Source organism: Glutamicibacter arilaitensis Re117 (genome assembly GCF_000197735.1).
Taxonomy (GTDB): Bacteria; Actinomycetota; Actinomycetes; order Actinomycetales; family Micrococcaceae; genus Glutamicibacter; species Glutamicibacter arilaitensis.
Genome location: NC_014550.1, coordinates 2,173,912 through 2,185,482, shown reverse-complemented (window position 1 = coordinate 2,185,482; position 11,571 = coordinate 2,173,912). Strand labels below are relative to the sequence as shown.

The 11,571-nt window shown below is 62.7% G+C and carries 10 protein-coding genes; 6 read left to right on the top strand and 4 right to left on the bottom strand.

Annotation, left to right across the window (positions count from 1 at the left end):
- Positions 1–46: 46 nt before the first annotated feature.
- The 3 genes from AARI_RS10455 to AARI_RS10445 all read left to right on the top strand — a co-directional run bounded on the left by AARI_RS10455 (position 47) and on the right by AARI_RS10445 (position 3,183).
- Positions 47–799 (top strand): metal-dependent hydrolase, encoded by a 753-nt coding sequence (locus AARI_RS10455; RefSeq protein ID WP_013349265.1) that lies wholly within the window; start codon positions 47–49, stop codon positions 797–799.
- Positions 800–1,223: 424 nt separating this feature from the next.
- On the top strand, positions 1,224–2,303 hold the full coding sequence (locus AARI_RS10450) for an IS110-like element ISAar29 family transposase (RefSeq protein WP_013349263.1): 1,080 nt from the start codon (positions 1,224–1,226) through the stop codon (positions 2,301–2,303).
- Positions 2,304–2,409: 106 nt separating this feature from the next.
- Positions 2,410–3,183 (top strand): phosphotransferase, encoded by a 774-nt coding sequence (locus tag AARI_RS10445; RefSeq protein ID WP_013349262.1) that lies wholly within the window; start codon positions 2,410–2,412, stop codon positions 3,181–3,183.
- A 15-nt stretch (positions 3,184–3,198) separates the two neighbouring features.
- On the opposite strand, the gene AARI_RS10440 is transcribed toward AARI_RS10445, so the two are convergent.
- The 3 genes from AARI_RS10440 to AARI_RS10430 all read right to left on the bottom strand — a co-directional run bounded on the left by AARI_RS10440 (position 3,199) and on the right by AARI_RS10430 (position 6,452).
- Positions 3,199–3,390 carry a hypothetical protein gene (locus tag AARI_RS10440; RefSeq protein ID WP_013349261.1) on the bottom strand — a complete coding sequence of 64 codons (192 nt, stop codon included), beginning with the start codon at positions 3,388–3,390 and terminating at the stop codon, positions 3,199–3,201.
- A 72-nt stretch (positions 3,391–3,462) separates the two neighbouring features.
- Positions 3,463–3,918, bottom strand: coding sequence for an NUDIX domain-containing protein (locus AARI_RS10435; protein WP_013349260.1), 456 nt, complete (start codon positions 3,916–3,918; stop codon positions 3,463–3,465).
- Between the two features lie 2 nt (positions 3,919–3,920).
- On the bottom strand, positions 3,921–6,452 hold the full coding sequence (locus AARI_RS10430) for a DEAD/DEAH box helicase (RefSeq protein WP_013349259.1): 2,532 nt from the start codon (positions 6,450–6,452) through the stop codon (positions 3,921–3,923).
- 77 nt (positions 6,453–6,529) lie between these two features.
- On the opposite strand from AARI_RS10430, the gene AARI_RS10425 reads away from it, so the two are divergent.
- Positions 6,530–7,321 (top strand): methyltransferase domain-containing protein, encoded by a 792-nt coding sequence (locus AARI_RS10425; RefSeq protein WP_013349258.1) that lies wholly within the window; start codon positions 6,530–6,532, stop codon positions 7,319–7,321.
- Between the two features lie 74 nt (positions 7,322–7,395).
- Here AARI_RS10425 and AARI_RS10420 read toward each other — a convergent pair whose 3' ends face one another.
- The gene (locus AARI_RS10420) at positions 7,396–8,049 is read right to left on the bottom strand and encodes an MBL fold metallo-hydrolase (RefSeq protein WP_013349257.1); all 654 of its coding nucleotides are present in this window, start codon (positions 8,047–8,049) and stop codon (positions 7,396–7,398) included.
- An 82-nt stretch (positions 8,050–8,131) separates the two neighbouring features.
- On the opposite strand from AARI_RS10420, the gene AARI_RS10415 reads away from it, so the two are divergent.
- Both AARI_RS10415 and uvrA read left to right on the top strand, forming a co-directional pair.
- Positions 8,132–8,509 carry a GntR family transcriptional regulator gene (locus AARI_RS10415; protein WP_013349256.1) on the top strand — a complete coding sequence of 126 codons (378 nt, stop codon included), beginning with the start codon at positions 8,132–8,134 and terminating at the stop codon, positions 8,507–8,509.
- 138 nt (positions 8,510–8,647) lie between these two features.
- Positions 8,648–11,518: an excinuclease ABC subunit UvrA gene (gene uvrA / locus AARI_RS10410; RefSeq protein ID WP_041648821.1), complete on the top strand. Its 2,871-nt coding sequence runs from the start codon at positions 8,648–8,650 to the stop codon at positions 11,516–11,518.
- The last annotated feature ends 53 nt before the right edge of the window (positions 11,519–11,571 follow it).

Genomic DNA, 11,571 nt, shown 5'->3' with positions numbered 1-11,571 from the left:
CCGTCGCACCGCTAAAACGTCGGTGACCAGACCTAAGGTTGAATGCATGATGGGTGGACACCACGCGGTGAGCGGCGCAGCCGCATGGTTGGCAATAACGACTCCGGTCACCGTGGGATCGGTGAACCTGGGACTGGGCACCTTCCAAATGGACCGCTGGGAAACCCTGGCCGGAGCGATCGTGTGCGCAGGTGCCGCCCTGCTGCCCGACGCCGATCACCATTCGGCCACGATCGCCCGTTCACTGCCGCCAATTTCCAGCATCTTTACCCGGATCATCGGTTCGGCTTCCGGCGGGCACCGCAATGGCACCCATTCGCTGATCGGCATCGCCTTCTTCATCTTCCTGGCCTGGCTGGCCAACGGCTGGGATGTGCAAACCGTGGCCCTGGGGACGGTTTATCCGGCGGCGGCGCTGTTCGCGATCCTGCTGATCTCCTTCGCGGTGAAGACCATGAAGTTCATGCCGCCGCTCTTGTGCTGGATTATCGCCCTGGCCGCCGGCACCTTCGTGGGGATGAATGCGCCCGAGCAGAACCTCTGGTTCCTCATGGCCGTTTCGGTCGGTGCGATCGTGCACGTGCTGGGCGACATGCTGACCATCGGAGGCTGCAATCTGCTGTGGCCGATCAAGATCGGCTCCCCGCGCTGGTTCCGCCGGATGCCGGTCATCGGCGGCTGTTGGAAGTCCAACGGCCGGGTGGCGCTGCCGATTCTGGGCGAAACCGGCTCCACCTCCGAATGGCTGCTGGCCACGGGACTGACCACCTATGTGGGCATCGCGCTAATCGTCGCCTAGCTGCCCGCAGGCACGCCAGAACATTTTTGGGAGATGGCCTAAGGCCATGGCATGATCCAAACCATGGTGATCCACTACACCCAGCGCATCAGCTGGCCAGATCTTCCTGCCGAACTGCGCGAACTGATTGAATCGCACTGTGAGACTTGGTGCAGCTGGTCTGGGACTGGCTGGCAGGATAGGGACTGGCCGTCCCGCCTCGTGATTGTGACTCACCTGACACGTGACCCATTGGTGTCTTTCCTACGACTTGTCCAACCATGGGGCGGCCGGCCGGTACCCGTCCGGCCCACCTCGGTGACTTGATCAGAAGGTTGTCCGCCTCAGGGCGTGGCTCATCACAGTGTTGTTCCGAAGTGACCTCTACCCGGACTGGTATCGGCCGGCAGTGGCCATGCCCATATCCGTGAAGAGGAAAGGAACAATGACCGCCATGTCTATCGTCGCGCATTCACATGCGTTTGTCGTCGGTGTCGACACCCACGCCCGCAACCACGTTTACGCCATCATCACCGCCACGACCGGTGAACTCGTCGATACCCGGGACTTCCCCACGACCGGCGCCGGCATCAACCGAGCCACCGCGTGGGTGGCACGCCGCACGGGTGCTGATCTCGCCGTGCTCTGGGTGATCGAGGGCGCAGCCTCCTACGGGGCCATACTCGCCGGAACCGTGGTTACAAAGGGATACTCGGTTGTCGAGGCAGCACGGATGGACGCCAAATCCCACCACGGCGTAGGCAAATCCGACGTGCTCGATGCCCAACGAATCGCCCGGGCCGTGCTCCCGATGCAGGAGAAGCAACTGCGCCGGCCGCGGCTGAATGAAGGCGTCCGTGCTGCCCTGAGGGTTTTGGTATCTGCGCGTCATTCCATGACCGGGGAGCGGACACGGGCGGTGAACGGGCTGACTGCCTTGGTGCGCGTCAATGAGCTCGGCCTGGACGCCCGCAAGGCCCTGACCGGAGCGCAGATTGCCGAGGTCTCCCGGTGGCGTGAGCAGGACGAGGAACTGGCGCTTTCCGTGGCCCGCACCGAAGCGGTCCGGTTGGCCAAGCGGATCGGTGACCTCGACAAAGACGTGGCGGGCAACACCCAGCAGATCACCGACCTGGTCAAGGTCAGCGAGGCGGCACCGCTCTTGGATGTGAAGGGCTTCGGCGCCATCACGGCCGCCACATGCCTGACCGTCTGGTCCCATCAGGGCCGGGTGCATTCGGAAGCCGCATACGCCTCCCTCGCCGGGGTAAACCCGATCCCGGCCTCATCGGGGAACACCGTCCGTCACCGACTCAACCGCGGCGGCGACCGGTCTCTGAACAGCGCGCTTCACATGGTCGCCATCACGCGGATGACTCACGACGAGGAAACCCGCGAATACGTGCAGAAGCGGGAAGCGGAAGGACTTAGCACGAAGGAAATCCGACGATGCATCAAACGCTATCTCGCCCGGCGCGTCTACCGCATTTTCAACTCACAAGCGGAGGCTTTGATCGCCGGTTGACAGACATAGAAGGGTCCTGGGATCGCAAGTCATCACGGCGCATAGCCAATACGGCGGGTTCTCTGCGGGCAGCGCCGACCGGCTGCTCACCGCCGCAGGGCAGAAGGTGTTCGCCAAAGCTGTCAGCCACGGGCTGAATGGCCCGGGCGCCGCCCTGCATGCGCGAGAGGCGGAGATCGCAGCGATGCTCCCGGCTTCGATGCCGGTTCCGAAATTCCTGGGACGGATTCGCTGGGATGACTGGGAGGCGTTGATTTTCGACCAAGCGCCAGGGGTTAACCCGCAGCTTCCCTGGGGTGCCGACGAGCTTATCCGGGTGCTGGACACGCTCGCGCAGCTGGCGGATCAGCAGCCAGCTGGAATCACCAGCTTGCTTCCTGCCCTCGAAGTAGATCTGCGCGAGGACGCCAGCGGTTTTGCTCGGATCATGGCTGATGAATGGATTCCTGCAGACCCTTGGTTGGCGCAAAACCTGGAAGCACTCCATGAACTGGCCATCGAAGGAATAGGGGCGCTGGCCGGAAACCAGCTGGTGCACACCGATCTGCGCTCGGACAACATCTTGCTGGGCGAAGATGGGGGCGTGCTTCTGGTCGACTGGCCGTGGGCTTCGCGTGGAGCCGCGTGGTATGACGCGTTGACGGTGCTGGTTGAGGCCAGGATTTTCGATCCGGCACTGGATGCGGACGCCATTGCATCATCCCACCGGATTTTCGCCTCGGCGAGCTCCGATGCTCTGACTGGAGCGCTGGCTGGTTTGGCTGCCTACTATGTTGATGCCGCGCGCAGGCCAGAAGTTCCGGGGCTGCCCACCCTGCGCAGCTATCACGCCAAGCAGGCAACGGCCTGCGTAGCCTGGCTCAAAGCCCGATTGGGGTAATGCTAAGACCTGTTGCTAGCCGGACCCGGGCATCTCGGCGTTTTCCCCGCGGTAGATCAGGGCAAGGCCGAGGAATATCAGGCCGAGTTGGAGAACGGTCGCGACCCATGCGCCGGAAGCAAAGAGTTCCGACCAACCGCTGAGCAGCCCTATCAGGACCAGCAGCAATATGCCTGCTCCAAGCAGACGCAGCTTGAATCCATTCATGGCCACACCCTACGACAATGCCCGCAACATTGCTACCGGTTTCCGGCAGGATGTTGCGGGCATTGTGTGCGACTAGTCCAGACGTTGGGGATGGGGCGTTTCCGTGCCGAATCCCATGGAAAGGATCGGCGGCAGGTCGGAATCCAGCCTGGAAAGTACCAGATCTTCCTGTTCAACGAGGTTATCCGGAAGGGCATCCAGCGGGAACCAACGCAACTGCGCGGCTCGCTCCGGCTCCATAAGTCTCGGTACACCATCCCACTGGCAGGTGCGGAAGAAGAAATCCACGTAGCTGCCAGCTTGCTGGTTACGATGCACCGTGCACAACGGCTGAAGCTGTGCCGGATCGATGTGGATTCCCAGCTCTTCGCCGGCTTCACGCACTGCGGCGGCCTGGGCAGCTTCGCCGGGCTCAACATGCCCGGCGGCCGCAGTGCTCCAGTACCCGTCCATGTAGCCGGTTCCTTGGCGCAGCTGCAGCAAAACCTCATCGCGGTGTTGCAAGATGACGTAGCTGATCGCCTTCATGCCTAGTCCAGACGGCCCACGGAGGTCACGGTAACCACCGGTTCGCCTACCTCGTCCGAGTCATCCAGCGAGATGGTCGCGGAAATACCCCAGTCGTGGTGCTCGGAAGGATCAGCGAAGACCTGGCGTACTTCCCAGATGCGGTTAGGCAGTTCCTTGACGATGAACAGCTTGGAGCTGCGTCCAACCGGACCGTCATCGATGTCATCGTGCTCATCGAAGTAGCCATCCATCGCATCGGCCCAGGCATCCGCGTCGAATCCGTTGTGCTCATCGAGTTCGCCCAGCGCCTTGTCTTGCTCGTCAGCGAAGAGCTTCACGCGGCGGAACATCTCGTTGCGGACCATCACGCGGAAGGCCCGCACATTGCTGGTCAGCTTCTCCGGTGCCGGAGGCGGCGCGGTTTCGGTTTCCTCGTTCAGCTCGCCGCGCGAAAGCTCTTCCCACTCATCGAGCAGCGAGGAGTCGATCTGGCGGATCATTTCGCCCAGCCACTCGATCAGGTCTTCCAGATCCTCGCGCAATGCGTCCTGCGGGACGGTCTGGCGCAGCGCCTTGTAGGCGTCGGTGAGGTAGCGCAGCAGCACGCCTTCGGAGCGGGCCAGCTGGTAGTACTGGACGAAGTCCGAGAAGCCCATGGCGCGTTCGTACATGTCGCGCACGATGGACTTCGGGGCCAGCTCGAAGTCCGAAAGCCACGGGGCACCGGAACGGTACTGTTCGAACGCGCTTTCCAGTTTCTCGGCCAGCGGCATCGCATAGGTGACTTCATCCAGTGCGTTCATCCGGTCGTTGTAGTCCATGCCTTCGGCCTTCATCGCGGCAATGGCCTCGCCGCGGGCCTTCTTCTCCTGGCCGGAAAGCACCTGGCGTGGCTTTTCCAAGGTCGCTTCGATGACCGAGACGACATCCAGCGCGTAGCTGGCGGAATCCGGGTCCAGCAGATCCAGGGCGGCCAGCGCGAAGGGGGAGAGCGGCTGGTTCAATGCGAAGTTCTGCTGCAGGTGCACGGTCAGCTCATAGTAGTTGCCGTACTCATCCGGGCTCTCCCGGCGCACCACGACCTCGGTGGCGATCAATTCGCGCAGGATGCCCAGGGCACGCCGCTTCAGCTTGCGCTGGGAGGCTGGAGTCTCATGGTTCTCGGTGAGCAGGCGCATCGCGGCTTCGAAGGCGTTGTCTTCGCGCTCCAGCAGGTTCAGCAGCATCGAGTGCGAGACCTGGAAGGAGGACTTCAGCGTCTCGGGGGCGGCGGCGACAATCTTCTCGAAGGTCTTCTCGCCCCAGGTCACGAAGTTCTGCGGCGGCTTCTTCTTCGGAATCTGCTTGAGCTTGGAGGAGCCCTCGCCGTGCTTCTTCAAAGCCTTTTCCATGGCCTTGTGGTTCTCGATGGCATGTTCTGGTGCCTGGACCAGCACGGTGCCTGCGGTATCAAAGCCGGCACGTCCGGCACGGCCGGCGATCTGGTGGAATTCGCGGGCGTTGACGATGCGGGTGCGGGTGCCGTCGAACTTGGACAGCGCGGTGATCACCACGGTGCGGATCGGCACGTTGATGCCCACGCCCAGGGTGTCGGTGCCGCAGATGACCTTGAGCAGACCGGCCTGGGCCAGCTGCTCGACCAGGCGCCGGTACTTGGGCAGCATGCCGGCGTGGTGGATGCCGATGCCGTGGCGGACCAGGCGGTTCAGCGTCTTGCCGAAACCGGCGGCGAAGCGGAAGCCGCCGATCATTTCGGAGATCTTTTCCTTCTCCTCGCGGGTGGCCACGTTCACGCTCATCAGCCCGGTGGCGCGGTCGATCGCGTCCAGTTGGGAGAAATGCACGATGTAGATCGGCACCTGCTTGGTCTTGATCAGTTCCTCCACCGCTTCCTGCACCGGCTCCATGGAGTAGTAGAAGTGCAGCGGGATGGGGCGCTCGGTGTGCGCGACGGTGACGGTCGGGGTGCCGGTGCGCTCTTCAAGTTCCTTCTCGAAGCGGGTGACATCGCCCAGGGTGGCGCTCATCAGCAGGAACTGCGCCTGCGGCAGCTCGATCAGCGGCACCTGCCAGGCCCAGCCGCGCTGCGGGTCGGCGTAGAAGTGGAATTCGTCCATGATCACGCAGCCCACGTCGGCCTTGGAGCCTTCGCGCAGGGCGATGTTCGCCAGGATCTCAGCGGTGCAGCAGATGATCGGTGCATCGGCGTTCACCGAGGAGTCGCCGGTGACCATGCCGACGTTCTCCGCGCCGAAGATCTTGCACAAGTCGAAGAACTTCTCGGAGACCAGCGCCTTGATGGGCGCGGTGTAGAAGCTGATCTGGTCGCGGGCCATGGCATAGAAGTGCGCGGCAATGGCGACCATCGACTTGCCCGAACCGGTAGGGGTGGCCAAGATGACGTTGTTTCCGCCGGCCAGCGCCATCGACGCCTCGTCCTGTGCGGGGTAGAGGTTGATGCCGCGGGTGGTGACCCACTGGCCGAAAGCCTCATAGATTTCGTCGTCGGATACGTTCTTGCTGTCTGCTGGCAGATAATCGGTGAGCAACATGATGTTCCTAGCCTATCGGTTGAGAACTATGACTGGGAGCTGGTTGTTGCCTGCGCCGCGGGTTTAGGCTCGGGAATATGAAATGGGATCCGAGTAAATACACTGAATTCTCCGATTACCGCGGCAGGCCCTACACGGATTTGCTGGGGCAGCTAGGGCAGATCGATGCGTCGAAGATCATTGATCTGGGCTGCGGGCCGGGAAACATGACCCGCTTGCTGGCACAACGCTGGCCTGATGCGCAGGTGGAAGGCCTGGATTCCTCGGCCGAGATGATTGCCAAGGCGCAATCCAGCGTTCAGGAGCCGAATCTGAACTTTGCGCTCGCCGATGCGACCACGTGGCATCCGGATGCCGACACCGACTTGCTCTTCTCCAATGCGATGCTGCAGTGGGTGCCCGGGCACCGGCAGTTGCTCGCCGGTTGGCTCAAGGAACTGAAGGTCGGTGCGAATCTGGCGATCCAGATCCCGGGGAACTTCGGTTCGCCCTCGCACGCGGTGATGCGCCAAGTAGCGGACAGTCCCAAGTGGGCCGATCAGCTGTCTGGAGTGCTGCGCCATGTCGATGTGGTGGGGGAGCCCGATGAATACCAGCGGATCTTCCTGGAGGCCGGGGTGCAGGCCAACGTGTGGGAGTCGACCTACCAGCAGCTGCTCGTGGGTGAAGACCCGATCCTGAACTGGGTGCGCGGCACCGCCTTGCTGCCGATCCGCGCTGCACTCAGCGCCCCGGACTATGCGCAGTTCGAGAACGACTACCGTGTGGCGGTGGCAGAACACTACCCATCCTTCACCGCACAGGATGGCACCGTACTGACGAACTTCCCCTTCCGCCGGATCTTCATGATCGGCCACAAGCTCGGCTGATCAATGAACCGCATACAGCACTGCCCCTGGCCGAGGATTACTCCCAGCCAGGGGCAGTGCCGTGGCAGATGGTCCTACCAGCCGCGTTCGCGCCATTCGCCAAGGTGCGGACGCTCGGTGCCGACCGTGGTGGAATCGCCATGGCCCGGGAGGACCTTGGCCCCATCGGAGAACTGTTCGAAGATGCGTTCGGTGACATCATCCAGCAGCGAAGTGAAGCGCTCAGGATCCTTCCATGTGTTGCCAACGCCTCCGGGGAAGAGGCTGTCGCCGCTGAAGATGACTTCCTGGCCGGAGGAATCAGTCAGCGCGTAGGCCATGGAACCCGGGGTGTGCCCGCGCAGGTGGATCGCGGTGATCACGACATCCCCGAGCTGCAGCTGATCGCCATGGGCCAGCGGAGTGCTGATCCGCACCGAGCATTCCTCGGCGATGCCCTCGACATCATCCGTACCGGCATAAGTGGGAACCGGGTACTTGGCCACAGCCTGGGCCAGGGCACGCACATGGTCCCAATGCTGGTGCGTGGTGGCGATGCCGATGAGGCGGGGATTGACCGCATCGCCCAGCGCTGAGCCGATGAGCTGCTCAATGGCCGGCATGTCATCGGCGGCATCGATCAGCAACTGCTCTCCGGACTTCCGATTGGTCACCAAATACACGTTGTTGGCCATGTCGGAGACCGAAACCCGGCGGATGGCCACATCATCTAGTAATAGTTCGTTCATGCACCCAGCGTACGACGAAGCACCCTGCTGACGCGATAGGCTCGGTTCAGGACCGAATGCAATCTACCGATTGGACAGCAGGATGACTGAACTGGCATTCATCAAGATCGAACCGACTTCGGGCATCGCCCCCTACCAGCAGGTCCGCGAGCAGATCCTCGCGGCGATCGCCAAGGGCAAGCTGGCTCCTGGAACCAAGCTGCCCTCGGTCCGTGCGCTCGCCGGTAACCTCAACCTCGCAGTCAACACCGTGGCCAAGGTCTATAAGGAACTTGAGCTGCAAGGTGCGGTCGTGACCCGCGGACGGCATGGCACCATCGTGCAGGCGGCCGAGAACCGTGCCGAGCAGGAAGTCAGCGATGCCGCTGCGGATCTGGCCCGCATTGCCCAGACCTGGTCGGTAGATGAAGCCACCGCGGTCAAGTACCTGCGCGCGGCTTTCAGCTCGCTGCCGCGCTAGGGATCCCGCCGGATGGAACGGCGGTACACACGCTAAGAAAGGCCTTCGCGCATGCGGCGGGCAGCCGAAAGGAAAATTATCTGTGAGTTGCATCCATTCGCACACGTATTCGAAGTAGTTTTCGATTAGTATGGCTTCGTGGCTATTTCATCAGAGAGCAAAACAACTGATCTGACTCGCTTGGTCGTCAAAGGTGCCCGCGAGCACAACCTGAAGAACGTGGACATTGATCTTCCACGTGACGCAATGATCGTTTTTACCGGCCTGTCCGGTTCGGGCAAGTCTTCGCTTGCCTTCGACACGATCTTCGCCGAAGGCCAGCGCCGCTACGTCGAGTCGCTCTCTGCCTACGCCCGCATGTTCCTAGGCCAGGTGGACAAGCCCGACGTGGACTTCATCGAAGGCCTCTCGCCTGCGGTGTCCATCGACCAGAAGTCGACCAGCCGCAACCCGCGTTCGACCGTCGGCACGATCACCGAAGTGTACGACTACATGCGCCTGCTGTGGGCACGCGTGGGTCGTCCGCATTGCCCCATCTGCCACGAGCCGATCTCCAAGCAGACTCCCCAGCAGATCGTCGATCAGCTCATGGAGCTGCCCGAAAAGACCCGCTTCCAGATCCTTGCCCCGGTGGTGCGTTCACGCAAGGGCGAGTTCGTGGACCTGTTCGCAGAGCTCTCCTCCAAGGGCTTCGCCCGCGCCCGCGTCGATGGCGCTACCATCCAGCTGAACGATCCGCCGAAGCTGGCCAAGCAGGTCAAGCACACCATCGAGGTGGTCGTGGACCGTTTGGCGATCAAGGAGGATGCCCGCCAGCGCCTGACCGACTCCATCGAAACCGCACTGGGCATCGCAGAAGGCCGCGTGCTGGCGGACTTCGTGGACCTGGACGAGGATGACCCGAAGCGGGTGCGCGCATTCTCCGAGAACCTGGCCTGCCCCAATGAGCACCCGCTGGCCATCGACGAGATCGAACCACGCACCTTCTCCTTCAACAACCCCTTCGGCGCCTGCTCCGCCTGCTCCGGCATCGGCACCAAGCTGGAAGTCGACGAGCACCTGATCGTCCCGGACCCCGAGGTCACCCTGGCCGAGGGCGCGATCGCCCCATGGTCGCTGGGCAAGGCCACCACCGAATACTGGAACCGCCTGATCGAAGGCCTGGGCAACGACCTGGGGTTCACCATGGACACCCGCTGGCAGGATCTGCCAGCGCCGGCGCGTGAAGCCATTCTGAACGGCAAGGACCACAAGGTCGTCGTGCAGTACAAGAACCGCTTCGGCCGCGAACGCAGGTACTCCACCGGCTTCGAAGGCGTCATTTCCTACGTGCACCGCAAGCACGAAGAGACCGAATCGGACCATGCCCGCGACCGCTACGAGCAGTACATGCGCCAGATCCCATGCCCCACCTGCGGTGGCGCCCGACTGAACCCTGCATCGCTGTCGGTGCTCGTCGGCGGACGCTCCATCGCGGAAGTCTCGGCCATGGATTTGCGCAGTGCCGCGCAGTTCCTTTCCAGCATCCAGCTCACCGAGCGCGAAGCGAAGATCGCCGCGCAGGTGCTCAAGGAAATCGACGCGCGCATGAAGTTCCTGCTCGACGTGGGCCTGGAATACCTGACCCTGGAACGCGCTGCCGGCACCCTCTCCGGCGGCGAAGCGCAGCGCATCCGCCTGGCCACCCAGATCGGTTCCGGCCTGGTCGGCGTGCTCTACGTGCTCGACGAGCCATCCATCGGCCTGCACCAGCGCGATAACCGCCGGCTGATCGACACCCTGCTGCACCTGCGATCGCTGGGCAACACGCTGATCGTGGTGGAGCACGACGAAGACACCATTGCCGAAGCCGACTGGATCGTGGACATCGGCCCGGGCGCCGGCGAACACGGCGGCGAAGTAGTGCACTCCGGCTCGCTGGAAGGATTGAAAGCGAACACCAAGTCGCTGACCGGCGACTACCTCTCGGGGCGCAAGCAGATCGACATTCCGGACAAGCGCCGCAAGGTCGACAAGGACCGCAAGCTCAAGGTGGTCGGCGCGAACGAGAACAACCTGCAGAACATCTCCGTGGACTTCCCGCTGGGCGTACTGACCGCGGTGACCGGCGTGTCCGGATCGGGCAAGTCCACCCTGGTCAACGACATCCTGTACAAGGTGCTGGCCAACAAGCTCAATGGGGCCAAACAGGTGCCCGGACGCCACACCCGCGTGCAGGGCCTGGAGCACCTGGACAAGGTCGTGCACGTGGACCAGTCGCCGATTGGCCGTACCCCGCGTTCCAACCCGGCCACCTACACCGGTGTTTTCGACCACATCCGCAAGCTCTTCGCGGAGACCAACGAAGCGAAGCTGCGCGGCTACCAGCCGGGGCGCTTCTCCTTCAACGTCAAGGGCGGACGCTGCGAGTCCTGCTCGGGCGATGGCACGCTGAAGATCGAGATGAACTTCCTGCCCGACGTGTACGTGCCGTGCGAGGTCTGCCATGGGGAGCGCTACAACCGCGAAACCCTGCAGGTGCTCTACAAAGGCAAGAACATCGCCGACGTGCTGAACATGCCAATCGCCGAAGGTGCCGAATTCTTCAGCGCCTTCACCCCGATCGCCCGCCACCTGCGCACGCTGGTGGATGTCGGCTTGGGCTATGTGCGCCTGGGACAGCCTGCTACGACGCTGTCTGGCGGCGAAGCCCAGCGTGTGAAGCTGGCCGCAGAACTGCAGAAGCGTTCCAACGGCCGGTCCATTTACGTGCTCGATGAGCCGACCACCGGCCTGCACTTCGAGGACATCCGCAAGCTGCTCAAGGTACTCCAGGGCCTGGTGGACAAGGGCAACACCGTGTTGACCATTGAGCACAACCTCGATGTGATCAAGTCCGCGGACTGGGTGATCGACCTGGGTCCGGAAGGCGGTTCGGGCGGTGGCACGATTTTGGCCACCGGCACCCCGGAGAAGGTGGCCAAGGTGGCCGATTCGCACACCGGAAAGTTCCTCGCCGAGATCCTGTAATGCCTCGCGGAGAATGTTCGACATATGCAATTTCAGTTATGGATTGCTAACCC

Bases quoted from the DNA above. Each gene is read 5' to 3' on its own strand.
- AARI_RS10455 (WP_013349265.1), top strand. From the start codon at position 47: ATGATGGGTGGACACCACGCGGTGAGCGGCGCAGCCGCATGGTTGGCA.
- AARI_RS10425 (WP_013349258.1), top strand. From the start codon at position 6,530: ATGAAATGGGATCCGAGTAAATACACTGAATTCTCCGATTACCGCGGC.
- AARI_RS10430 (WP_013349259.1), bottom strand. From the start codon at position 6,452: ATGTTGCTCACCGATTATCTGCCAGCAGACAGCAAGAACGTATCCGAC.
- AARI_RS10420 (WP_013349257.1), bottom strand. From the start codon at position 8,049: ATGAACGAACTATTACTAGATGATGTGGCCATCCGCCGGGTTTCGGTC.
- AARI_RS10435 (WP_013349260.1), bottom strand. From the start codon at position 3,918: ATGAAGGCGATCAGCTACGTCATCTTGCAACACCGCGATGAGGTTTTG.
- AARI_RS10440 (WP_013349261.1), bottom strand. From the start codon at position 3,390: ATGAATGGATTCAAGCTGCGTCTGCTTGGAGCAGGCATATTGCTGCTG.
- AARI_RS10450 (WP_013349263.1), top strand. From the start codon at position 1,224: ATGACCGCCATGTCTATCGTCGCGCATTCACATGCGTTTGTCGTCGGT.
- AARI_RS10415 (WP_013349256.1), top strand. From the start codon at position 8,132: ATGACTGAACTGGCATTCATCAAGATCGAACCGACTTCGGGCATCGCC.